Source organism: Nocardia spongicola, from assembly GCF_047200775.1.
Lineage (GTDB): Bacteria > Actinomycetota > Actinomycetes > Mycobacteriales > Mycobacteriaceae > Nocardia.
In genome coordinates, this window is sequence record NZ_JBJZOO010000015.1 from 47,916 (window position 1) to 70,903 (window position 22,988).

Here is a 22,988-nt window from a genome sequence, read left to right on the forward strand (position 1 = left end):
CTCGCGAGGTATCAACGGATCATCGCAAGGTCGATATATGCCCTATCTGTTGCCAGGGAGAAGGGTGCCGGAAGGAAGATCGCCAGTGCGAGCCGGGCGAATCGTTGACTTCTGTCATTGTCTACTTCCGTCCCGGCGACAGCAGGGTCGGTTTGCGCAAGTCGAAGTAGGTGACCTCGCCCATGAGCCTGCTCTCCTCCTCGAACAGTGCTCGCAGATCGTCGGGTACCTTCGCCCTCTCATGCGCGCGTGCTTCGGCTTCGGAGGTGAAGTACACCGCCTCCACGAATCCGTCGTCGCCGTAGATCGCCAAGGTGCCGCTCAGAATTTCGGGGCGCAGCTCATGGACGCGCTCACCCGTTTGCATCAGTAATTCACGCATCCGGACCGCATCGCGGGTGTGACCCTCGATGATCTGGACGAATCCGGCTTTGTACCAGCTGCCCCCCATCCACTCCGTCACCGTGGTGCAGTCCATGACCGTGAGCGGGCCGTCGAAACATTTCTCGGTCGCCGCCCACCAGGCGGCTTGTTCCGGGCGCTTGCTGTTGAGGCGTTCCGATTGCTCGGATTCGAATCGGGTCAGCGAGATGATCGTCCCGTCGTCGCACATTCCGCTTGTCGTTCCCAAGTAGCCGAAAGCTCCGTGTTGTAGCTTCTGGTCCCATTGATTCATGCGCTGACGGAGCCGGGCGGGAGCGGCGACCTTGCCTTGAATAACTTGGATGAACATCGAACTCTCCTCATGCCGGACGGTACCCCGCATAGTTCGCGGAGGCCGACGCATTAGGGTCTGCCGACGGCATGTCACGGTAGACCCTGTGATCGTGACTGCCGCACAATCAATCGTTCGCCTAGGGGATGCGGTACGCAAGTGCCTGGCATAAGAGCGAGGTCAGGGTCGGATTTTTCGGCAATGAGGAGGCAAAATACCTTGACGGATAATAATAACGTGTTCTAATTTCTGGCATGCGCAGATTTGATGGTCGCCGGGTGATGGTGACTGGAGCGGGGTCCGGCATAGGTCAGGGCATCACCCTGCGACTGCTCGGCGAGGGGGCGCAGCTGGTCGCGGCCGATATCGACGGCGCGGGATTGGCGGCCACCGCGGAGAAGGCCGGCGAGGAAGCAGGAAGACTGCGAACAATCGAGGTGGATATCGCCGACCAGGAATCGGTGCGCGCACTGACCGAACAGGCATTCGAGTTCCTCGACGGCTTGGACGTGCTGGTGAACGCGGCGGGTATTCTGCGGCCGGCCCGGACGCACGAGATGTCGCTCGAGGTGTGGAACCAGGTGATCGCGGTGAACCTCACCGGCACCTTCTTGATGACCCAGGCCGCGTTGCCCGCATTGCTGGACACCGGACGCGGGGTGGTAGTCAACATTTCCTCGACCGCGGCCGTCAGTGCGGCGCCCTACCTCGCGTCGTACGCGGCGTCCAAGGGCGGTGTGAACGCCTTCACCCACGCCATCGCACTGGAGTACGCCAAACAGGGGCTGCGCGCGGTGAATATCGTTCCCGCTGGCATTACCAGCGGCATCACCACGAAATCTATTCTGGATCAGCCAGAAGGGTTCGATCCACAACTGTTCTCCCGGATGACCGGGTGGCTGAATCAAGGGGCGCTCGGCACTCCGGAGGATATCGCAGGCGTAGTCGCCATGGTGGCCTCGGACGAAGGACGTTATATGACCGGCACCGAGATCCGGGTCGACGGCGGCACGCTGATGTAGCAGGCGGGTGTCGCGACAAGAGGAATGAAAGACGATCGCGATGCGCCGAGTGCTGATCATCCTCGCGGTTGGCGTGCTGGCGCTGCTGCCGGACGTACCCGCCTCGGCAACAGCATGGGGGCCGCTCGCGCCGCCCAATCCTTTTCTGGGACCCGCGGGCACCGCGACCATGCACGGCGACGCGGGCTCTTCGGATGCCACCCCGCTCGCCGGGCCGGGGCCGCGCGCAACGATACTCGGCGTTTATTCGCTGGGTTCCGCATGCCCGACGATCCTGGAAGGGTCGGACAACCTCGTAGTCGCGCTGTGTACCGCGATCGTGGGCCGGATTCCGACGGTGTATCTGCTCGACCCCGCGGCCCCGGGGCCATTGCCGACTCCATTGGCCGTATTACCGTTGGTCAAGGGAAGTCTGCTCGGCGGGGTGTACGCCTACCTCGATGCCGATGATCGGCTGGTGGTGGTGGATGGGGAAAACCACATGCTCCGGGTGCGGCACGAGCGTGATTCGGCGGGGCACTGGCGGCTGATCAGCGAGGAATTCGCAGACCTCGGTGCGGTTATCCCCATCGGGGACAATGTGACCGGGCTGGTACCGGATTGGTCGGGCAATATCTGGTTCGCGACCGGCCGGGGAACAGTGGGGTTCGTCGCACCGACCAGGCGGATCACCGCGGTGACTCTGCCTGCTGGAGAGCAGGTGGCGAATAGTATTTCGGCGGCTGCGAGCGGGCGGATCGCGGTAGCGACTACCCACGCGTTGTATGAGCTGCGCGCCGGAGCGTCCGGTACTCCCGAGATTCTTTGGCGCGCAGCCTATGACCGTGGTTCCGCACGTAAGCCGGGACAGCTCAGCTGGGGTACGGGCTCGACGCCGACCTATTTCGGACCGGAGACCGGCGCCGACTATGTGGTCATCGTCGATAACGCCGACGAGCGAGTACAGGTGCTGGTATTCCATTCCGGTACCGGACGATTGGTGTGTGCGGTTCCGGTGCTCACCGCCGGTGGTAGGGGTAGCGAGAATTCGCCGATTGCGATCGGCCGCTCGGTGTTCGTGGCGAGCACCTATGGCTATCCTTATCCAGCGTTGCCCGATGGCTCGGGACCGGCGGTGCCGTCGAGCGCACCGTTCACCGGTGGGATGACACGGATCGACGTTGTCGACGCCGTATGCAGGCCGGTGTGGCAGAACACTGTGCGTAGTGCGGCTGTGCCGCGGCTTTCCATCGCCGATGGTGCGCTGTATACCGTCACTCGGGTCGGTCTCGACCGGACCACACTCTTCGACGGCCACGCATTCACCGTTCTGGATCCGGACACCGGTGCGGTCACCGCGTCCGTGCCACTGCCTGGCACCATCGTCCACGATCCGCTGCAGACCGTGCCGCTGATTACCCGCAGTGGCCGGATCCTCCAAGGCACGGTCACCGGGATTCTGCGCGTCGGCTGAGTAGGGCCTGGGATGAGCATCCCCATCGAGTGATATAAGTCACAAAACTATCACGGGAGAATTTATTGCGCGAAGTGCGTGGTTCCGCTGGCGGGTATCGAAGTCTTGCGGATCGCCACACGACATCTCGGTCGGCCGGCGGCATGCTTGCCGCCGGGCGTGGAAACGTACTGCCTGTTTCATGGGGTTTCGGCCGTTCGGTCGGTCTATTGAGGTGAAGATCACACTTTCGCGTTCGATTGCGGCCTCGGTGCCGGATGGGTGCGGTAAGGGCTGGGAGGGAAGTTATTTCTCGGTTGGTCGATCGGAATTGCGACGAGGTACTGCCCCGTCTTTATCGAGTTGATCCGTGTATAGATCCTGTTTATTTGGTTGTAAACAAACCAGTGGTAGCTTTCTGTGGGCCGATGACTGGCAACCGTCCTCTTTTGTGACTGAACATGCAGGTAGGGGTGCATCGGGGTGAGTTATAGCAGGCGATATCGCTCGGCATGGTTATCGCATCGTGTTGTACCCCCTGTCGCATTTTCGGGGCGGATTCGAGGCGCCGACGGGGATTTTTCGGACAGGTGTGATTCGTCTGGGGAATACGGCGCTCGATCGTTCAATGCGTTAGCTGGTGCGGGATTCGAAGAGGAATGTATCGGGGTTTGCTGGTGCGCTGCTTGGTGCGTTCGAGGCCGCTGCCGAGGGTTGCGTATGGGTAACGATTGTGTAGAGTCAAGGGTAACGCTGACCGCAGCTAGAGCGGGACTCGCTGCGGTCAGCGCAACTCAAATGGGGGTATCGGAAACTATCCGCGATATGGCTTAGCTACTCGCTGTCCGAGTCGCCGGCCGCCGCGCCGTGCTGAACGTTAGCTGTGCTGTGCCGGAACGTTGCCGCGCAACTTCTCCAGTGCCGCGCGGCGTCCTGTCCCGAAGACATAAGCCAGGAACAACGCCTCGGCGATGAACCCGATCGCGATACGGATCGGCGTCGGCAGCGAGCTCGGGGTCACGAATCCTTCGAGCAAGCCACATATGAGCAGTACTCCGACCAACCCGAGCGCCACCGTGGCCGCGGCCCGTCCTTGCTGGGCCACCGCGTCCATTCGGCTGAGCCGACCCGGATCGATCAGCGTCCAGCCGAGCCGCAGCCCCACACCACCGGCAACGAATACCGCGGTCAGCTCCAGCGTGCCGTGGGGCAGTACGAAACCGAAGAACGAATCCAGCCGTCCCGCATCAGCCATCAGCCCGGCGGTGACGCCGAAATTGAGCGCGTTCATGAACAGTAGGTAGACAGCCGGCAGGACCAGCACGCCGGTGAACAAGGCAATCGCCGACACCCAGGCATTGTTCGTCCACACCTGTGCGGCGAACGCATCCTGGGGATGTTCCGAGTAGTAGGTTTCGAACGCACCTCCGGGTGCGGTGAGATACGCGGTGTCGGCCGGGATGCCGAGAACACCACGGGCCGAGTCGAACTGGTCCACCCAGATCGCCAAACCCGTCGAAGTCAGCAGAAACGCCGTCGCCACGCCGACCCACCACATTCTCGCCAGGTAGAGCGCCGCCGGGAAATGGTGACCGAAGAACTGCCCGAGCTGTGCCGAGGTGCCGGTACGCGTTCCGAGTATGCGTCCGCGTGCGCGGGCAAGCAGTGCACTCAGCCCTGCGATCAGCTCCGGATCAGGACTGTGCGACTGCAATCGTGCCAGTTGCTGGGACGTGCGCCGGTAGCGCAGGACGAGCTCATCGGCCTCCTGGCCGGTCAGTTTCCTGCGTGTGGACAAGTAGTCGAGCCGGGCCCACGCTTCGCGGTGCGCCACGCTATATGCATCCACGTCCATTCTGGTTGCCTTTCCCTCCCGTTGCTCGGAAGAATGCTATCGAGATGGCTGAGTTCCCAACCGGCGAAGCGGTAGCCCTGGAGCTGTCGATCGCTCGTATCCCCACCAGAGCCGCAGCGTTTTTGATCGATGTGGTGATGCAATGCATGCTCGGCGCGGCCCTTCTGTCAGGGATCGTCACGGTGCTGTCCGCTGTGACCGCGGATACCGCGTGGCTGGAAGCGGCAGTGCTGTTCGCCATGGTGACCGTTCTGGTCGGCTACCCGGTCTGCTGCGAGACTGTCTGGCGCGGGCGGACGTTGGGCAAGCTGATACTCGGGCTGTGTGTGGTGCGCCAGGATGGTGGCCCGATCAATTTCCAGCACGCGCTCACCCGTGGTCTGGCCGGCGCCATCGTCGATTTCTGGATGCTCGGTGGATTCGGCGCCATCGCGGTGCTCACCTCGATGTGCTCCCCGAATGCCCGGCGGGTCGGCGATGTGCTCGCAGGCACTGTGGTGGTGCACGCGCAACGACCGTTGCCACGGCCCGCGCTCGCGATCGCCCCACCGTGGCTGACCGACTGGAGTGCGCGACTCGATCTATCCGCGTTGCCGGAGGATCTCGCGTTGGCGGTGCGGCGGTATCTGACGCGGTTCAGTACGCTCACCCCTGCCGCGCAGCACCACATCGGCGCTGTCCTGGTAGCCGAAGTATGTGGCAGGCTGAGGGTCGCGCCGCCGACCGATTATCCGCCGCTGCAGATTCTCGGCGCGGTCATCGCCGAACGACAGCGCCGCGTGTTGCCGCCGCCGTTGTTCCCGGTGTTCCCGCCGCAGATATCGCTGAACACCGTTCCGCCACTTGCCATGACGTAATCATCGATCGTGCGACTCCGCTCGCGGTCTCGGTGATATGTGGTGTCGGTGGTTCGGAGCAGGTCGTGGGTGCTGGGGGTGGTGCTCTGTGCCTCGGGTATGACTACGGCGGTGGCCGCGTGTCCTCGACAAGAGGACGCGCGGTCACCGCCTGTGGTGTTACCGCAGTTACCGGCCGGGGCCTATCGGGGGCGGTACCGGCGCGGTTTCGGCCGCACCGGCTCGCGCCCGTTGGCACCAGTGGTAGCTACACGTAGGTGAATACGGGGCCGCCGCCGACACCTCCTGGAGTAGTGACGGAGACCACTGCGGGTCCGGGCGGGTTGGGGGGTGAGACCGCGCTGATACTGCTATCGGAGTTGACGACGAATGCCGCCGGCGCAGCACCGAACGCGACCGAGGTAGCCCCGGTGAAGCCGCTGCCGGAGATCAACACGGGGGTGCCACCGGCCATGGGACCACCGATCGGGCCGATCACTACGACGGATGGTGCCGGGAGGTAGGTGTAGAGGACCGGGTTACTGGTCCCGCCCGCGGTGGTCACAGTAACCCCGACCGTGCCTGCCCCTGGCGGAACAGTGGCGGTGATCAGGCTGTCGTTGACAACGGCGAACACCAGTGCCGGTGTGACACCGAAGGTGACAGAGGTAGCGCCGGTGAAGTTGGTGCCGATGATGGACACCGCATTGCCACCTATCGCCGGGCCCGTAGCGGGGGTGACCGAGACCAGGGTCGGCGCCAAGGGGATATAGGTGTAGGCCAACGCATTACTGGTCCCGCCCGCGGTGGTCACAGTAACCCCGACCGCGCCGACTCCAGGGGGAGCGGTGGCAGTGATCGTGGTGGCCGAGTTCACGGTGAACGCCGCCGCAGGCGTCCCGCCGAAGGTGACCGCGGTGGCGCCGAGGAGACCTGTTCCGGTCAACACGACGACGGTACCGCCTGCTTCCGGACCCGAGGTCGGGACGAGCCCGGTCAAGGTCGGTACCGCGGGCACACCGTAGGTATAGGGAACCCCATTGCTGACTCCGGTGGAGTTGGTCACGGTGACCAGCACGGTGCCCGACCCGGGGGGTGCGAGAGCGGTGATCTGCGCGGGGTTGTCCTGGACGAACGTGGTCGCGGTGCCGCCGAAGCGCACTGTGGTCGGACCGACGAAATCGGTGCCGGTGATGACGACGAAGTTCCCACCGGACGGTGGACCCGAGGTCGGGAAGATGGCGGTGATGGTAGGCATGATGTTGCACCCTTTGACTGCGGTGATGATTACTGGTCACCGGGGGGTGCCCGACGGCTGTCGGCCCGGCTACTTCCATTAATGCCCTGGTAGTCGTTGTGAGGCAAGGGATTCAGTAGTCCGTTTTTGTCCGTTTTCAGATTTTTGTCGAGAGGGCAAGCCGTACCGGGTGGTTCGGTGTAGAAAGTGATAAGCGGTGTCCGGCCCGGCCGCATGCTAGAGGGTGCCGGACTGTTTGAGTTCCAGGTATTCGTCCGCCAACGCTCCCGGTAGCTGTTCCTGGGACGCGGTGACGACCCTGATCCCACTGCGGCGCAGGGATTCCTGAACCAGAGCGCGTTCAGCGAGCACGGATTCGGCAGCGACAGCGGCGTAGAGGTCGTCGAGTTCACCGCGGCGGGCGGCGGCTGTGGCGACCTCGGCGTCGGTGACCGAGACGATCAGTACTCGATGGCGCCGGGCGAGTGCGGGCAGCACGGGCAGCAGATTCTCCTCCACGGCGGCACCGTCGAGGTTGGTGAACCAGACCACCAGGCTGCGGCGCGTGGTTCGCTGAATGGCCGCCCGAACCAAGGCGGAACTATCGGTGTCGACGAGTGCCGGGGTGATCGCCGCCAGCGTGTGCATCAGCTTCAGCTGGAAGGCTTTTCCGCCGACTCCGCGGAGCTCGGTACGGAGCTCGCGGTCGAAAGCGAGCAGGTTCACCGAATCACCTGCTGCGGCGGCCAGACCGCCGAGCAGCAGCGCCGCTTCGATACTCGCGTCCAATCGGGTGCCATCGCCGATACGACCCGCGCTACCGCGGCCGGTATCCAGCAGCATCAGCATGTGCCGGTTACGTTCCGGGCGCCAGGTGCGCACCAGGACATCGGTGGTACGGGCGGTGGCACGCCAGTCGATGGCGCGCACATCGTCGCCTGCGACGTATTCACGGAACGAGTCGAATTCGGTACCCTGCCCGCGCAGATTGGTCACATTGCGGCCGTCGAGCTGCCGTAGTTGCCCGACCTTCGATCGCAGCAGCCGTTCGGTGCGGAATGCGGGCAGCGCCCGTACCCGGGCGGGCACGCTGTATCTGCTCTGCCTTCCCGCCAGTCCGAGCGGTCCGATCAGCCGCACAGTGATCTGGCCCGCGATCCGATCGCCGCGATAGGCCGGGGTGAGCGTGGTATGCAACTCGGCCCGGCTACCCGGTGGGAGATTCAGCCGGTGTACGCGGTTTTGCGCACCCGCGCTATCGGGCCAGTCGTCCCATAGCGTTCCGTGTAGCGTCCTTGCGCCGGTGTTCACCGCGCTGAGCTCTACCTCGGTGGTGCGTCCTAGCCGCACCACGGTAAGTGCTTGCCGGGACAGCGTCAGGTCCCTCGCCCGGCCCATCGCACCGAGATCGATGAGTAACGCCGCTGCTATGGCACAGGTCAGCGCGATAACCCCGAGCGCAGAGGGCAGAACCAGAGTGACCAACAGCGCCGCCGCTCCCGCTACAGCGACCAGCCGACCGGTGACGACCATGCTTTACACCGGAACCGGAACCGAAAGCAGCAGTGCCGACAGCACGCCTTCGGCGGTCACACCATCCAGTTCGGCCTCAGGACGCAATTGCATACGATGCCGTAGCACGGCGACCGCGACGGCCTTCACATCGTCCGGTGTGACGAATCCGCGTCCGTTGAGCCAGGCGAATGCGCGGGAGGCTCCGAGCAATGCGGTCGCACCTCGGGGCGAAGCGCCGTGTTGTACGGCGGGGGAGGTGCGGGTGGCCCGGCACACATCGACGATGTAGGCCAGCACCTCCGGGTTGATCAGCACTGTTGTGATCGCGGCACGGGCGGCGGTGATGTGCGCGGCACCCGCTACGGGACGCAACCCGGCGGCAGTCAGATCACGGGGATCGAAGCCGGCCGCGTGACGTTGCAGGATGCGGAATTCGTCATCCCGGCCGGGCAGATGGATATCGACCTTGAACAGGAACCGGTCCAGCTGCGCCTCCGGTAGCGGGTAGGTGCCTTCCTGTTCGATCGGATTCTGCGTGGCGATCACGACGAACGGATCCGGCAGCGGCCGCGGCTTCCCATCCACAGAGACCTGCCGCTCCTCCATCGATTCCAGGAGTGCGGATTGGGTCTTCGGTGGTGTGCGGTTGATCTCGTCAGCCAGCAGCAGATTGGTGAATACCGGACCGTGCCGGAAGGTGAACTCCGCGGAGTGTGGGTCGTAGATCTGCGAACCGGTGACATCGCCAGGCATCAGATCCGGGGTGAACTGCACCCGGGTCTGCTCCAGATCCAGTGCCGCGGCCAGCGCCCGTACCAGCAGCGTCTTGGCCACGCCGGGTACACCTTCCAGCAGTACGTGCCCCCGGCACAGCAGCGCAAGCACCAGATACATGACCGCGTTGTCGTTGCCGACTACCGCCTTGCCGATCTCGGTGCGCAGGGCGTGGAACGCGGCAGCAGCTTCCTCGGCCATGGGGATGGTATCGGTGCTGGTCATTCGACCTCCTGTAATTCGCGAGCGGGCCAGCGCGCCATCAGCCGGGCAATACCGGGTCGAGGATGTCTCATCCGACCTCCGATTCGATCCATTCCATTTGAGCGGCGACGACTCGCAGTGTTTCCGGGTCGGGTACCGGGCCGAACAGGGCCTCGGCGACGTCTGCTCGGTCGGCACCGGTGTGCGCGGTGATCGCAGCGGCGATCAGGTCCGGTGGGGTATCGGCGGTGAGGCCGAGTGGAGCGCGGATACGGCGCAGTGTGGCTGTTCGCAGCTTTCCTGCGAGATGGTCGTAATCCCTGGCTTGCCGATACAGTGCGGCCTGCCCGGCCAGTAGTTCATTCGCCGCGATGTCGACCGGTCGTGGCTCACGTACCAGGGACCCCCGCCGACGGGCCCGCCACCATACGAGGAGCCCGGCGGCGATCAGGAACTGTATACCGCCGTAGAAGACCGGTGCGGGCAAGCGTTCCCACAGCGGGTCCGTACCCGCCCCGAAGCCAGGGTCTTCCCGTGGCCGGACGGTGGGTGGATCAGGCGCAGGAGTGTCGGGCACATCCGGTGGTGGGAGGTGGGGCGGATTCGGCTGTGGTGTAGCGCAGGAATACAGCGAGAAGTAGATCAGCACCAGTGTGGCGATCACCGCGCAGAGTGCTGCCCAGAACTTGGGGTTGCGCAACAGTTTCGGCAGTGGTGGCAGTCTGCGTCCCTGGTGTGACGCTCGCTTCGCCGTATCGACCGTGATGAGGTCGGGCGCGGGCGGTGGAGCGTCGGCAGAGAACTGGTCGGCGTATTCGAGCCTGCGATAGTCGTCTTCGGTGGCTGGACGCCCGCCATAGACAACCTCGTCGAAACTATCTGCGGCCGGCTGTAGTTCGGCGGCACGTTCCAGCGGCAGCGCGGTGGTCGCATCCTCGGCGGTCTCCCGTGCGGTGCGTGAGCGCCGGACTTCCAGCATGCCGCGTTGTTCGAGCCCGCGCAGTACGGCACGGAAGCGTTCCTGCAGGGCTTTATCGAAATCCGAGCTTTGCGCAGCTGATTCGGCGGCGAATCGATGGTCGGCGGCGGTGCCGAGCCGGGGGATATCAGGTACCGCGTCGTTCGGGGTGCGGATGTTCTCGGTCGGCGTAACCCGTATAGGGGCGTGGGGCAGTGCGATATCCGGGTCGTGCTCCGGTAATTGTGGAGTGCTCATCGAGCCTTCCGCGCAATGCGGGGGCTCCCGCGCCCCGTCGGCTCGAGGAGTGCTTCGCGATGGTGCCTCATCGAGCCTCCTGTGGTCGGACGATGTCCAAACCCTCTCTGCGGCATCGTCGATCGATGTAGCACACCACTCGAGAGGATGACTCGACCACTTCGCTGAACGTTGTCAGCAGCAATACGCCCGCGGTGATCAACGCGATCACCGGCCACCGATGGGTACCGGAGAGATCCGAGATGAACCACGGGATGGCCAGCAGTGGAGCCGCGAGCAGCCCGAACAGGGCGCGCTGGGCCAGCCATAGCCACGTTGTCGGCCACTCCGCACCCGTGACAAGCAGTTTCGAGCGCTCGACGCCTTCGCGATATGAGGTCTGCTCGGTCACTATCGATGGGACAGCGACCCAGCGTCGCGCCCGTAGCCGACCGAGCCAGAACCAGGCCGGTAGTAGGGTCACGATCAGCAGACTGCCAAGGGCGAGCACTCCGATACCCATGACGGTGAACCACATATGGAACACCAGTAACGGACCGAGTGTCGCGACGCATTGGTCCAGTGCGGTACGCCAATTGATCGGTGCGCCACGTACTGTGGCGAGTCCGAGTGCGACGGTGGTTCCGCGGACCAGGAATCGCAGCAACCACGCGCAGACCGCGGTCGAAAGGACCGCCGCCAAGGCGGTGCCGGCATCGGAGCCGTTGGTCAACCCCGAGACGCCCGCGGTCACCGCGATGATCACGGCCTCGGCGGTGAGCAGGCCGCTGAGACTCAATCCGGCCAAGGTACGGATATTCGCTTGGATCAGTGCGAATGGCATATCGAGCAATTCACGGAAACTCAGTGGCCGGATCGGCACCGTCGGTCCAGGAGACACTGGTATCGGACCTGTTCCCGCCCCGACTGCACCGGCCGGTTCGGCGGCTGGCAGCACGGGGTGAGTGTAACCGTTAGCGCCGCAGGAGGTGATGTACCACCTTCTGGTAGCGGCTCGGTTGGCGCGGTGCGCTCAGCGGCCGGGCGGGAGCTCACGTCGATCGGCCTCGGGCAGTTCGGGGCGCCGACGGCCGGGCAGTTCATCGTTATGGGGCTGCGTGGGCAGGGCGTAGTCGGCGGTGCCGTTCGGCGGGAGTGCGGAGTAGTCAGAGACCCGAGGGGCCGGATAGCCCGAATCGACGATAGTAGACGCGATATGCCGGGCATGTGCGGTCTCGGGAGAGCCGTGCTGGAGCTGATGTCCCCCCTGGACATTCGTCTGCCGCGGGTGTTCGGCGTAGCCGTCGACGGTGACTTTGCGGGTGCGCCGCAGGGTGAAGGTGACTTCCTCCACTTCTTCGAACGCCTGGCGCGCGGTACGCAGTGGATGTGTCGCGGTGTCGATCGCATTGGCGACGAACGAGGGAACCAGCGGCCGGATGAAGCGCGCCGCGGTGTCGGTGAACGGTACTGTGCCGATCAGCGGCAGCTCGAGGCCACCACCGCGCTGGGACGATGTGGGCGCGGGTGCCGGTGTGGGGACAGTTGCCGGTGCGGTAGCGGGTAGGTTCGGCGTCATCTCATGTGGCATGGCGCTGTCCTTTCGGTCGTCGGCCTCGGCGGCGAGCTCGGGGCGGCGCGGCGGTTCGGTGATACCGATCTCGATACCTCCGATGGCTGCGATGATCCGGGTGCGCTGTCGCTCCCGGTCGATAGCCGTGTCCGCCGCTGCGGCGAGGCGGGCGGAGGTGAGTTGCTGTTCGGAGCGCAAGGTTTCGGTCTCGGTGCGTATGTGTGCCTGCTTGATCGCGATGGCCGCGTCGGCTTCGAGTTCGGCTCGGTCGCGCACGGTATGTGCCGCGTTGTGCCGATCGAATGAGGTCTCCCCGCGCCACCAGCGCAGTATCAATGGCAGCAAGGCAAGCATAACGAAGGCCACGAATACCAGGAAGCGCTGCGGCAATGCCGTGCGCAGCGTGTAGTCGTTCATCGCCTGCCACCGCGCACCGAGTCCGCGGTCGGCATCGTCGAAGGCGGCGGTCTTCGCCGCGGTGAGGGTGTTCTGCTCGTCGATGATCCTGCGGTCGGCCTCGGCTACTCGTTCCTGCGCTGTGGCGAGCTGCCCGCGCGCGTCATCGAGCATGTCATTGGCTGTCTGTTCTTCTGGGCCACGGCCGGGTACACCAGTGATCTTCGTCTGTGGGCACTCAGGTGTCGGGTTGTACTCACAGCGCGCGATCACCAGTGCGCGGTCGATATCCGTTTGTGCCTCGGTAATCCGCTGTTCGAGTGCGGCTCGGTCATTCTTCGCCCGATCCAGCTCGTTTTGCGCCGCGACAACACGCGGAGCCGAATCGACCGACCGTTGCGCCTGCTCATCCAGTACGCGATCGATAGACCCGCCGAAAAGCACGACTGCGGCGAGTTCGGCGAGTAATCCGCCGGTCAGTACGGCGACCGCGATGCGCGCGATCAGTCCGAGCCGATCCGGTTCTCCACTCGGCGGCGGTGTGGCCAGTGCCCGCGCGAGTGCCCCGATCAGCATCGCGACCACCAGCCCAGCGGCCATCGTTGCCCAGAGCGGCCACGTATCGGCCGAGGCCGTGGCGAGTGCGGTGACCACACCGGAGATCGTCGCGAACAGCAGTACGGCGGCGCCGGTGAGGGTGTAACCGGCACGCTCGTGGCGATCGGTGATAGCGCTGTTCCGGCCCCCGCCGAGCCAGGTGAACAAGCCGGTGACGGTCATAGGAAGGCACATCCTCTACGTCCCAGGTGCTTTACGCGGGGGGGCGACAGTGCTTCCCGCGGGCGCGATGAAACTGTCACGGATTCGTTGTGACAGCGTGACAGGCGGCCGGGGGACCCTGCGAGCAGAGACGCCCGGATGTGTTCAGACTCACAGAGCATTCTATGTCGCGTCATGTCCAGGTCGCTCCGAGCGCCGTGGTGAACACACCTAGGCTGACACGGTGATCGGTTTCCGTGCGAAACGTCCCGATGCGAGTGGTATCGGGACGTTCGTACTTGCGTGGAACCTCGGTAGCGGTTCTCTCGGTGGTATCGGTCATGCGGCAAGCTGACGCGAGCTCCGTGCGGGCACCAGGATCGCTGTACACGCTGATCGCGTTGATGGCCGAGCGTCTGGACACCGCCGATGCGGTGGCAGCGGCGAAGTGGACGACCGGTGACCGCGGTGTCGGGTCCGCCATCGCCGACCCCGCCCGCGAGGCCGAGGTCTACGGCACGGTCGCGCGTCTCGGTAGCGGCAGTGACCTGCCGGAGACCTGGGTGCGGCAAATCTTCTTCAGCCAGATCGAGGCGAGTAAGACGGTGCAGCTCGGGTTGATGCTGCGGTGGCGTTTCGACCGTGCCGAGGCACCGGTCGACGCTGTTGATCTCGCGTCCGTTCGTTCCGTTATCGACCGGGTGAATATCGAGATCCTCGCCCAGCTCCGCGCCCGCAGGGCCGAGCTGATCGCACCGGATTGTGTGGAACAGTTGGCGCGCAGTGTGTTCAGCGTGTTCGCTGCGGGGTGGGGTGACACTCTGCATCGGGTCGCGCTGGTCCGTGCGGTGATCGCCCTCTGCCCCGCATAGTCGGGCCCTCCTCCTGCGGACTCGCATCGGAAGTGTGTCCAGTGCCACTTCCTGAGTGTTTGCTGAATATGTGCTGAGTGCCATAGTTCAAAAAAGAATCCGGACGGTCGGATCACATCTCTGGCATGTCACACCGTTGTAGTAGAAGTCTCATCGGCTCTGTTGCCGAGTTAACCATAATCGTCTGGTTTGCCGGGGCCTGAGCGGGGGAAACCCTTCTCGATGCAGGTGAGAGTGGGTTCCGAACCTTGTGTGGAGGTTTCGGGCCGGTTCCTCGTGCTGGTTTTCAGAGCTGGCACCGAGTGCCATGGGATCGATCCCATGGCACTGGCTGCCTTACACTAGACAGCGCGCACACGTGGAGGACCGAATGAAGAAGCCCAGCTAAACATGGTTATTAGTACAACCTAAGTTGGTTGGGGCTTGGACCTGACTTATCGTTTGCTCTTATGTCGGACACAGAATGTCCGGCGACATCGCCCGCTCGGGCAGCCCTAGCCGGTGCTCAGCGTAGCGAGCGAGCACCTGTTCGGAGGTAAGGATCGTGTTAGAGATCTGTTACCGAAGGGCGCCCACTACGTCATAGAAGCGGGTGGAAAAACTGCAGACCTGACTGCACGCCGAAGGCCATCAGCGCAGCTGGCTTCGGAACGTACGGGCGCAGTCTTGTACGGAGGCACTCGAAGGCCGTTTTCTTCGGCCGTTTTTTCGGAGGCCGACTTTCTTGAAGGCAGAGGCATGACGCAACTTCCTGGCCACAGGTCACCTGGACCCATCGGGCTCTACGACCCGGCGAACGAGCACGATGCTTGCGGCGTCGCATTCGTCGTCGATATGCACGGCCGACGCAGCCGCGACATCGTCGACAAGGCTATTACGGCCTTGTTGAATCTGGAGCACCGTGGTGCCGCGGGCGCCGAGCCCAACAGCGGAGACGGTGCGGGGGTCCTGATCCAGATTCCCGACCGCTTCTTCCGCGCCATCGTGGATTTCGAGTTGCCGCCGGAGGGCTCCTACGCTTCCGGTATCGCCTTCCTGCCGCAGGCTCGCCGGGAAGCCGCGCGCGCTGCCTACGGCGTGGAGAAGATCGTCAAAGAAGAGGGCTTGGAGGTCCTCGGCTGGCGCGAGGTGCCGATCGACGACTCGTCGCTCGGTGCGCTGTCGCGGGACGCCATGCCGAGTTTCCGGCAGATCTTCATCGCCTCGCCCAAGGACGCCGCCGAGCCGTTGTCGGGCATGGATCTGGAGCGTCGCGCCTACGTAGTGCGCAAGCGGGTCGAGCACGAACTCGGCTCGGCCGGTGCGGGCAGGGGCGCGGTCGGCAGGGAATCGGTCTACTTCCCGAGTTTGTCCGGACAGACCTTCGTCTACAAGGGCATGTTCACCACGCCGCAGCTGCGTGCGTTCTACCTGGACCTGCAGGATTCCAGGGTGGAGAGCGCACTTGGCATCGTGCATTCCCGCTTCTCCACCAACACCTTCCCCTCGTGGCCGCTGGCGCATCCGTTCCGCCGGGTGGCGCACAACGGTGAGATCAACACCGTCACCGGTAACGAGAACTGGATGCGCGCCCGTGAGGCGCTGCTGCGCAGTGACATCTTCGGTATCGACTCCGCGGGCAAGAACCGGCTGGAGAAGATTTTCCCCGTCTGCACCCCAGGGGCGAGCGATACCGCCCGGTTCGACGAGGTACTCGAGCTGTTGCACCTGGGCGGTCGCAGTTTGCCGCACGCCGTGCTGATGATGATTCCCGAAGCGTGGGAGCGCAACGAGAACATGGACCCGCAGGCGCGGGCCTTCTACGAGTACCACTCGATGCTGATGGAGCCGTGGGACGGCCCGGCGTCGGTGTGCTTCACCGATGGCACTGTCGTCGGCGCCGTGCTCGACCGGAACGGTCTGCGCCCCAGCCGCATCTGGGTGACCGAGGACGGCTTGGTCGTGATGGCCTCCGAGGTCGGCGTGCTCGATATCGACCCGTCCACGGTGGTCCAGAAGACCCGCCTGCAGCCGGGCCGGATGTTCCTGGTCGACACCGCCCAGGGCCGCATCGTCGGCGATGAGGAGATCAAATCCCAGCTCGCCGCCGAACATCCGTACCAGCAGTGGCTGGATGACGGCGTCTCCCGTCTCGCCGATCTACCCGATCGCCCGCATGTGCACATGTCGCATGACCGCGTGCTGATCCGTCAGCAGATCTTCGGATACACCACCGAGGAGCTCGAGCTGCTGATCTCGCCGATGGCCAAGACCGGTGGCGAAGCGCTCGGCTCGATGGGCACCGACACCCCCATCGCGGTGTTGTCCGCCCGCTCACGCCTGCTGTTCGACTACTTCTCGCAGCTGTTCGCGCAGGTCACCAACCCGCCGCTGGATGCGATCCGGGAAGAAGTGGTCACCAGCCTCAAACGCAATATCGGTCCGGAGGCCGATCTGCTGCATCCGGGACCGGAGTCCTGCAAGCAGATCGCGCTGGAACAGCCGATCCTGGACAACGACGAGCTGGCCAAGCTCGTGCACATCAACGACGACGGTTCGCATCCCGAGCTGCGCTCGGTAGTGGTGCGCGGCCTGTACCCGGTGCATGAGGGCGGCAAGGGCCTGCGCAAGGCGCTGGTGGCGATCAACACCCAGGTATCGGCCGCCATCGACGGCGGAGCGCGGATCATCGTGTTGTCCGACCGGGAGTCCAACGAGAAACTGGCGCCGATCCCTTCGCTGCTGCTGACCTCCTCGGTGCACCACCACTTGGTCCGCGAACGCACCCGCACCATGGTCGGCCTCGTCGTCGAGGCCGGTGACGCCCGCGAGGTGCATCACATGGCCACTCTGGTCGGCTTCGGCGCCGCCGCGATCAACCCGTATATGGCCTTCGAGTCCATCGAGGACATGCTCGACCGTGGCGCGCTCGAGATACCGGGCAGCACCGGTGATCCGGCCGCCGATTACCGCAAGGCGGTCGCGAACTACAACAAGGCCGCGGGCAAGGGCGTGCTGAAGGTGATGTCCAAGATGGGCATCTCCACCCTGGCTTCCTATAACGGCGCCCAGCTCTTCCAGGTGATCGGCCTGTCGCAGGACTTGGTGGACGAATACTTCACCGGTCTGCGCTCACATCTGGACGGCATCGGTCTGGACGAGATCGCCGACGAGGTCGCCGCCCGCCACCACATCGCCTTCTTGGAGAACCGCAACGAGCGCGCGCATCGTGAGCTCGAGGTCGGCGGTGAGTACCAGTGGCGGCGCGAGGGCGAGTACCACCTGTTCAATCCGGACACCGTCTTCAAACTGCAGCACGCCACCCGCTCCGGGCAGTACTCGGTCTTCAAGGAGTACACCAAGCTGGTCGACGACCAGTCCGAACGGCTCGCCTCGCTGCGCGGTCTGTTCAAGTTCAAGGACAAGGCGCGCACCCCGATCCCGATCGAAGAGGTCGAGCCGGCCACGGAGATCGTGAAACGTTTCTCGACCGGGGCGATGAGCTACGGCTCCATCTCGGCCGAAGCGCACGAGACGCTGGCCATCGCGATGAACCGCCTCGGTGGCCGGTCGAACTCCGGTGAGGGCGGCGAATCTCCGGCGCGTTTCGAACCGGAGGAGAACGGAGACTGGCGGCGCAGCGCCATCAAGCAGGTGGCGTCGGGGCGGTTCGGTGTGACCGCGCACTATCTGACCAACTGCACCGATATCCAGATCAAGATGGCCCAGGGCGCCAAGCCCGGTGAGGGCGGCCAGCTTCCGGCGCACAAGGTGTATCCGTGGGTCGCCGAGGTACGGCACTCCACGCCGGGTGTCGGCCTGATTTCGCCGCCGCCACACCACGACATCTACTCGATCGAGGATCTGGCGCAGCTGATCCACGATCTGAAGAACGCGAACCCGCAGGCGCGGATTCACGTGAAACTTGTCGCCGAGCCTGGTGTCGGCACCGTCGCGGCGGGTGTCTCCAAGGCACACGCCGATGTCGTGCTGATCTCCGGTCACGATGGTGGCACCGGCGCCTCGCCGCTGACCTCGCTCAAGCACGCGGGCGGTCCCTGGGAGCTCGGCTTGGCCGAGACCCAGCAGACCTTGCTGCTCAACGGATTGCGCGATCGCATCGTGGTGCAGGTCGACGGTCAGATGAAGACCGGCCGGGACGTGATGATCGCCGCGCTGCTCGGCGCCGAGGAGTACGGCTTCGCCACCGCGCCCCTGGTGGTCTCTGGCTGTGTCATGATGCGCGTCTGCCACCTCGACACCTGCCCGGTCGGTATCGCGACGCAGAATCCGGTACTGCGGGAACGTTTCACCGGCAGTCCGGAATTCGTGGAGAACTTCTTCCTGTACATCGCCGAAGAGGTCAGGGAGCTGTTGGCGCAGCTGGGATTCCGCACGCTGGACGAGGCTGTCGGCCGGGTCGATTTGCTGGATACCTCGCGTGCCAAGCAGCACTGGAAGGCTGCCAAGCTGGATCTGTCGCCGATCCTCGACGATGTCGAGACGGCGTTCATGTACCAGGACCGCCGCTGCACCAAGGTGCAGGACCATGGCTTGGACAAGGCACTGGATCAGCAGCTGATCGCGCAGAGTCGCGATGCGCTGGAGCGGGGCCGAGCGGTGAAGTTCGAAACCAAGATCACAAATGTGAACCGCACCGTCGGCACCATGCTCGGCCACGAGGTAACCAAGCTCTATGGCGGCGCGGGCTTGCCCGACGACACCATCGACATCACCTTCACCGGATCGGCGGGCAACAGCTTCGGCGCCTTCGTGCCAGCGGGTATCACACTGCGTGTGCAGGGCGATGCGAACGACTATGTCGGCAAGGGCCTTTCCGGCGGGCGTCTGGTCGTGAGTCCATCGTTGAACGCGCCCACCGAATTCGTCGCGGAGCGCAACATCATCGCGGGCAACGTGATCCTGTTCGGCGCCACCAGCGGGCAGGTGTTCCTCAGCGGTGTGGTCGGTGAGCGGTTCGCTGTACGCAACTCCGGTGCCACCGCGGTGGTGGAGGGCGTGGGTGACCACGCCTGCGAGTACATGACCGGCGGTCGTGTGGTCATCCTCGGGGAGACCGGCCGTAATTTCGGTGCGGGCATGTCCGGCGGTATGGCATTCGTCTTCGATCCGAGCGGCGCCTTCGCCTCGAAGCTCAATCCCGAGCAGGCGGATGCGCTCGAGCCGCTCTCCGGTGACGATTTCACCTGGCTGCACGACATCATCACCCAGCATCGTGACGAGACGGGCTCCCCGATCGCCGATCGCATTCTGAGCGATTGGTCGCAGCAGGTGAACCATTTCGTCAAGGTCATGCCACGGGAATACAAGAAGGTGCTGCTCGCCATCTCAGAAGCTGAGAAGAGCGGCAAGGACGTGGACGCGGCGATTATGGAGGCCGCCCGTGGCTGAGGTACGACGCGTCCAGAAGTCGAGTCCGATGTTGAGAGGCGAGAATACAGAAGCGGTGACTGGCGCACGACGCGTTCAGCAGCCGAGTCGAATCTCGAGAGGCGAGAATACGGAGGCCGCTCGTGGCTGACCCCCAGGGTTTTCTGAAGCACACCGCACGGGAACTGCCCAAGCGGCGGCCGGTACCGCTGCGTCTGATGGACTGGAAAGAGGTCTACGAGGAGAACTTCTCCCACCAGACCCTCCGGACTCAGGCCAGCCGGTGCATGGACTGCGGTATTCCTTTCTGTCACAACGGTTGTCCGCTGGGAAATCTGATTCCCGAGTGGAACGACCTGGTCTACAAGGACCGCTGGCGCGAAGGTATCGACCGGTTGCACGCGACCAACAACTTCCCCGAGTTCACCGGGCGGCTGTGTCCAGCACCGTGCGAGGCGTCCTGTGTGCTCGGTATCAACCAGGATCCGGTCACGATCAAGCAGGTCGAGGTCGAGCTCATCGAGAACGCCTTCGATGAGGGCTGGGTGACCCCGGTCTACCCGACTCGTATCACCGGTAAGAAGATCGCCGTTGTGGGTTCCGGTCCGGCCGGTCTGGCCGCAGCACAGCAGCTGACCCGGGCCGGGCACACCGTGACCGTGTTCGAGCGGGCCGACCGGATCGGTGGTCTGCTGCGCTACGGCATCCCGGAATTCAAGATGGAGAAGCGCTTCATCGACCGCAGGCTCGCGCAGATGGAGGCCGAGGGCACCATCTTCAAGACCGGCGTGAATGTGGGTGTCGATATCACCGCCGAGCAGTTGCGTGAGCAGTTCGATGCGATCGTGCTCGCCGGTGGCGCCACGCAGGCGCGTGACCTGCCGATTCCCGGTCGTGATCTGGACGGCATCCATCAGGCGATGGAGTTCCTGCCCTGGGCCAACCGGGTGCAGCTCGGTGATGATGTCACCGACGCCGACGGCCTGCCGCCCCTCCATGCGAAGGATAAGAAGGTCGTCATCATCGGTGGTGGCGATACCGGTGCCGACTGCCTCGGCACCTCGCACCGGCAGGGCGCTGCCGGCGTGCACCAGTTCGAGATCATGCCTCGTCCGCCGGAGGAGCGGGCTACCTCGACTCCGTGGCCGACCTATCCGTTGATGTACCGGGTCTCCTCGGCGCATGAGGAGGGCGGCGAGCGGGTGTTCTCGGTGAACACCGAGCGCTTCATCGGCGAGGACGGCAAGGTGACCGGCCTGGAGGCCCATGAGGTCACGATGGTCAACGGCCGTTTCGAGAAGGTCGAAGGCACCGACTTCACCCTGGAAGCCGACCTCGTGTTGCTCGCCATGGGCTTTGTCGGTCCCGAGAAGCCGGGTCTGCTCACCGATCTCGGTGTCGGCTACGACCAGCGCGGTAACGTGCAGCGCGATAAGAACTGGGCGACCAATGTTCCCGGTGTCTTCGTCGCGGGCGATATGGGCCGCGGGCAGTCACTCATCGTCTGGGCGATTGCCGAGGGGCGTGCCGCCGCCGCGGGTGTGGACCAGTATCTGGAGGGTGAGACCGCGCTTCCGGCTCCGGTCACCCCGACCACGGTGGCCCAGCGCTGATTCTCTAACTCAGCCCAACGACCGGCGCCTGCGGACGAACTCGTCCGCAGGCGCCGGTCGTTGGGCATTACCGGGATAGGCCATTGCCGGAATCCGACACAGTGTGAGTTCGAATGGCGTCGTATCGATTGTGGTCCTATGCTGATTTCCCAGCGTGTTGTTGATCTTGGATATGTGGGGAGTCGGCTTATCGACTGGGCGATAAGCGTTCACCCGGCGTGCACCGGAGCGACATCCGGTCCGTCCAGCATTGACGCGGCATTCGGTGGGAAGTTCGACGGGCAAGGGTGGAGCAGGATGCAGTGGAAGAAGGTCGCCGCGGCTGTCGGCGCGGCCGCGGCAGTGATGTCCGGTGTGGCGACCTCCGGTTCGGTTCTCGGTAGTGGCGCGGCGCACGCGGCCCCCGGATGCCCCAGCCTGTATGTGGTGGCGATCCCGGGCACCTGGGAGACCGGGCATGACAAGACGCCGCAACCGGGGATGCTGTCGGGTGTCACCCGAGGACTACCGTCTTCCGCGCAGGTCGATTACGTAACCTATGCCGCGACTGCTTTCCCGTGGGAGGGCGAGGTCTATGGTCGATCGAAGAAAGAGGCCGTCGACAGCGCCCGTGGCCTGATCGCGAACATGGCGCGGCGGTGCGGGGCGACCAAGATCGCACTCGTCGGATACAGCCAGGGCGCGGATGCTGCCGGAGATCTCGCCGCTGAGATCGGCACCGGTCTCGGCGTGGTACCGCCCGATCGTGTCGCCGGTGTCGGCTTGATTTCCGATCCCCGGCGTTCACCTACCGATATCCAGGTCGGCCCGATCGCACCTGGTGCGGGTGCGGGTGGCCCAAGGGTCGGCGGCTTCGGGTGGCTCAGTGATCGCACGCGCACCATCTGCGCGGTCGACGACCTGTACTGCGCGACCGAGACCGACGATTTCATCATGCGTTTCGCCGGATTCCTCGCCCAGGTATCGGATGCGAATCCCGCCAATCTATGGCGCTATCAGCTCGAGGCGGGAAGTATCATCAGGGACTTGATGGAGCACGGTGGTATCCCGACGCTACAGGCCCAGCTGACGGATTCGGCCAACCAGCAGCGAGCCGAGGACATCGAGAACTTCTATAAGTCACAGGCGCATACGGTCTACGGCAGCTATTCGGTGGGCGGTGGCCACACCGCTATCTCCTGGATGCACAGCTGGATCGCGGGAATGGCCTGAGTGATCGCCGAATCCGGAGGGCCATCCACCTACAGGCGGTGGCCCTCCGGGTTCTTGTGCGGCAGGGCTGGGTCAGCTCGAACCGGTCGGTGGCAGCAGTGGCGGCATCCCCGGTACGCGGGGACCGTGTTCGGGTCCGCGGGGGCCGGGTTCCGGTCGGAGGGCAGGGCGGTCATGACCGGGGGCGGATACCGGCTGAATCGAGTTGATCGCGGCGGATGGGGTTTCGGCTGAGGCGGTCGAGGCGAAAGCTGTCAGGGGGATGGCGATCAGCGTGCCCGCCACGGCGATCCGGGTGAGACGCCGCAGTGGCACAGTCATTGTGGAGAGCGACATGGAATTCCTTTCTCGGAGCACAAGCAACCGATCTGTGAGGCTTACTGGTGCTATTCAAATTCCCGGCGCTGA

The 22,988-nt window shown here is 64.4% G+C and carries 16 protein-coding genes; 7 read left to right on the plus strand and 9 right to left on the minus strand.

What is annotated here, in order from left to right; translation table 11 throughout:
* Nucleotides 1–121 precede the first annotated feature (121 nt).
* A complete protein-coding gene (locus ACL02S_RS20370; RefSeq protein WP_412804057.1) occupies nucleotides 122–733 on the minus strand; it encodes a hypothetical protein in 612 nt (203 codons plus the stop codon).
* Nucleotides 734–969: 236 nt separating this feature from the next.
* Here ACL02S_RS20370 and ACL02S_RS20375 point away from each other — a divergent pair, with 236 nt between their 5' ends.
* On the plus strand, nucleotides 970–1,737 hold the full coding sequence (locus ACL02S_RS20375; RefSeq protein ID WP_412804058.1) for an SDR family NAD(P)-dependent oxidoreductase: 768 nt from the start codon (nucleotides 970–972) through the stop codon (nucleotides 1,735–1,737).
* A 40-nt stretch (nucleotides 1,738–1,777) separates the two neighbouring features.
* Nucleotides 1,778–3,190 carry a hypothetical protein gene (locus tag ACL02S_RS20380; protein ID WP_412804059.1) on the plus strand — a complete coding sequence of 471 codons (1,413 nt, stop codon included), beginning with the start codon at nucleotides 1,778–1,780 and terminating at the stop codon, nucleotides 3,188–3,190.
* 856 nt (nucleotides 3,191–4,046) lie between these two features.
* On the opposite strand, the gene ACL02S_RS20385 is transcribed toward ACL02S_RS20380, so the two are convergent.
* Entirely contained in the window at nucleotides 4,047–5,024 is a 978-nt protein-coding gene (locus ACL02S_RS20385; protein ID WP_412804060.1) for a stage II sporulation protein M, read from the minus strand.
* 44 nt (nucleotides 5,025–5,068) lie between these two features.
* Here ACL02S_RS20385 and ACL02S_RS20390 point away from each other — a divergent pair, with 44 nt between their 5' ends.
* Nucleotides 5,069–5,881: an RDD family protein gene (locus ACL02S_RS20390; RefSeq protein ID WP_412804061.1), complete on the plus strand. Its 813-nt coding sequence runs from the start codon at nucleotides 5,069–5,071 to the stop codon at nucleotides 5,879–5,881.
* Between the two features lie 247 nt (nucleotides 5,882–6,128).
* Here ACL02S_RS20390 and ACL02S_RS20395 read toward each other — a convergent pair whose 3' ends face one another.
* The 6 genes from ACL02S_RS20395 to ACL02S_RS20420 form a co-directional block, all read right to left on the minus strand.
* On the minus strand, nucleotides 6,129–7,118 hold the full coding sequence (locus ACL02S_RS20395) for an IPT/TIG domain-containing protein (protein ID WP_412804062.1): 990 nt from the start codon (nucleotides 7,116–7,118) through the stop codon (nucleotides 6,129–6,131).
* A gap of 216 nt (nucleotides 7,119–7,334) precedes the next feature.
* Nucleotides 7,335–8,630 carry a DUF58 domain-containing protein gene (locus ACL02S_RS20400; RefSeq protein ID WP_412804063.1) on the minus strand — a complete coding sequence of 432 codons (1,296 nt, stop codon included), beginning with the start codon at nucleotides 8,628–8,630 and terminating at the stop codon, nucleotides 7,335–7,337.
* A 3-nt stretch (nucleotides 8,631–8,633) separates the two neighbouring features.
* Nucleotides 8,634–9,611 carry an AAA family ATPase gene (locus ACL02S_RS20405; RefSeq protein ID WP_412804064.1) on the minus strand — a complete coding sequence of 326 codons (978 nt, stop codon included), beginning with the start codon at nucleotides 9,609–9,611 and terminating at the stop codon, nucleotides 8,634–8,636.
* Between the two features lie 67 nt (nucleotides 9,612–9,678).
* Nucleotides 9,679–10,806 carry a DUF4129 domain-containing protein gene (locus ACL02S_RS20410; RefSeq protein WP_412804065.1) on the minus strand — a complete coding sequence of 376 codons (1,128 nt, stop codon included), beginning with the start codon at nucleotides 10,804–10,806 and terminating at the stop codon, nucleotides 9,679–9,681.
* A 67-nt stretch (nucleotides 10,807–10,873) separates the two neighbouring features.
* Nucleotides 10,874–11,743 (minus strand): hypothetical protein, encoded by an 870-nt coding sequence (locus tag ACL02S_RS20415; RefSeq protein WP_412804066.1) that lies wholly within the window; start codon nucleotides 11,741–11,743, stop codon nucleotides 10,874–10,876.
* A 75-nt stretch (nucleotides 11,744–11,818) separates the two neighbouring features.
* Nucleotides 11,819–13,534: a DUF4407 domain-containing protein gene (locus ACL02S_RS20420; RefSeq protein WP_412804067.1), complete on the minus strand. Its 1,716-nt coding sequence runs from the start codon at nucleotides 13,532–13,534 to the stop codon at nucleotides 11,819–11,821.
* 320 nt (nucleotides 13,535–13,854) lie between these two features.
* Here ACL02S_RS20420 and ACL02S_RS20425 point away from each other — a divergent pair, with 320 nt between their 5' ends.
* From ACL02S_RS20425 to ACL02S_RS20440, 4 genes are all read left to right on the plus strand, one after another.
* A complete protein-coding gene (locus tag ACL02S_RS20425) occupies nucleotides 13,855–14,385 on the plus strand; it encodes a chorismate mutase (protein WP_412804068.1) in 531 nt (176 codons plus the stop codon).
* 738 nt (nucleotides 14,386–15,123) lie between these two features.
* A complete protein-coding gene (gltB, locus tag ACL02S_RS20430; RefSeq protein WP_412804069.1) occupies nucleotides 15,124–19,776 on the plus strand; it encodes a glutamate synthase large subunit in 4,653 nt (1,550 codons plus the stop codon).
* Nucleotides 19,777–19,898: 122 nt separating this feature from the next.
* Nucleotides 19,899–21,368, plus strand: coding sequence for a glutamate synthase subunit beta (locus ACL02S_RS20435; protein ID WP_412804070.1), 1,470 nt, complete (start codon nucleotides 19,899–19,901; stop codon nucleotides 21,366–21,368).
* A 297-nt stretch (nucleotides 21,369–21,665) separates the two neighbouring features.
* On the plus strand, nucleotides 21,666–22,580 hold the full coding sequence (locus ACL02S_RS20440) for a cutinase family protein (protein ID WP_412804071.1): 915 nt from the start codon (nucleotides 21,666–21,668) through the stop codon (nucleotides 22,578–22,580).
* Nucleotides 22,581–22,652: 72 nt separating this feature from the next.
* Here ACL02S_RS20440 and ACL02S_RS20445 read toward each other — a convergent pair whose 3' ends face one another.
* Nucleotides 22,653–22,916: a hypothetical protein gene (locus ACL02S_RS20445; RefSeq protein WP_412804072.1), complete on the minus strand. Its 264-nt coding sequence runs from the start codon at nucleotides 22,914–22,916 to the stop codon at nucleotides 22,653–22,655.
* Nucleotides 22,917–22,988 lie beyond the last annotated feature (72 nt).

What these genes read in the sequence shown, in the direction of transcription:
- ACL02S_RS20395 (WP_412804062.1), bottom strand. Translation starts at nt 7,118, where the DNA reads ATGCCTACCATCACCGCCATCTTCCCGACCTCGGGTCCACCGTCCGGT.
- ACL02S_RS20425 (WP_412804068.1), top strand. Translation starts at nt 13,855, where the DNA reads ATGCGGCAAGCTGACGCGAGCTCCGTGCGGGCACCAGGATCGCTGTAC.
- ACL02S_RS20420 (WP_412804067.1), bottom strand. Translation starts at nt 13,534, where the DNA reads ATGACCGTCACCGGCTTGTTCACCTGGCTCGGCGGGGGCCGGAACAGC.
- gltB (WP_412804069.1), top strand. Translation starts at nt 15,124, where the DNA reads ATGACGCAACTTCCTGGCCACAGGTCACCTGGACCCATCGGGCTCTAC.
- ACL02S_RS20445 (WP_412804072.1), bottom strand. Translation starts at nt 22,916, where the DNA reads ATGTCGCTCTCCACAATGACTGTGCCACTGCGGCGTCTCACCCGGATC.
- ACL02S_RS20390 (WP_412804061.1), top strand. Translation starts at nt 5,069, where the DNA reads ATGGCTGAGTTCCCAACCGGCGAAGCGGTAGCCCTGGAGCTGTCGATC.
- ACL02S_RS20405 (WP_412804064.1), bottom strand. Translation starts at nt 9,611, where the DNA reads ATGACCAGCACCGATACCATCCCCATGGCCGAGGAAGCTGCTGCCGCG.
- ACL02S_RS20375 (WP_412804058.1), top strand. Translation starts at nt 970, where the DNA reads ATGCGCAGATTTGATGGTCGCCGGGTGATGGTGACTGGAGCGGGGTCC.
- ACL02S_RS20410 (WP_412804065.1), bottom strand. Translation starts at nt 10,806, where the DNA reads ATGAGCACTCCACAATTACCGGAGCACGACCCGGATATCGCACTGCCC.
- ACL02S_RS20380 (WP_412804059.1), top strand. Translation starts at nt 1,778, where the DNA reads ATGCGCCGAGTGCTGATCATCCTCGCGGTTGGCGTGCTGGCGCTGCTG.
- ACL02S_RS20385 (WP_412804060.1), bottom strand. Translation starts at nt 5,024, where the DNA reads ATGGACGTGGATGCATATAGCGTGGCGCACCGCGAAGCGTGGGCCCGG.
- ACL02S_RS20370 (WP_412804057.1), bottom strand. Translation starts at nt 733, where the DNA reads ATGTTCATCCAAGTTATTCAAGGCAAGGTCGCCGCTCCCGCCCGGCTC.
- ACL02S_RS20400 (WP_412804063.1), bottom strand. Translation starts at nt 8,630, where the DNA reads ATGGTCGTCACCGGTCGGCTGGTCGCTGTAGCGGGAGCGGCGGCGCTG.
- ACL02S_RS20440 (WP_412804071.1), top strand. Translation starts at nt 21,666, where the DNA reads ATGCAGTGGAAGAAGGTCGCCGCGGCTGTCGGCGCGGCCGCGGCAGTG.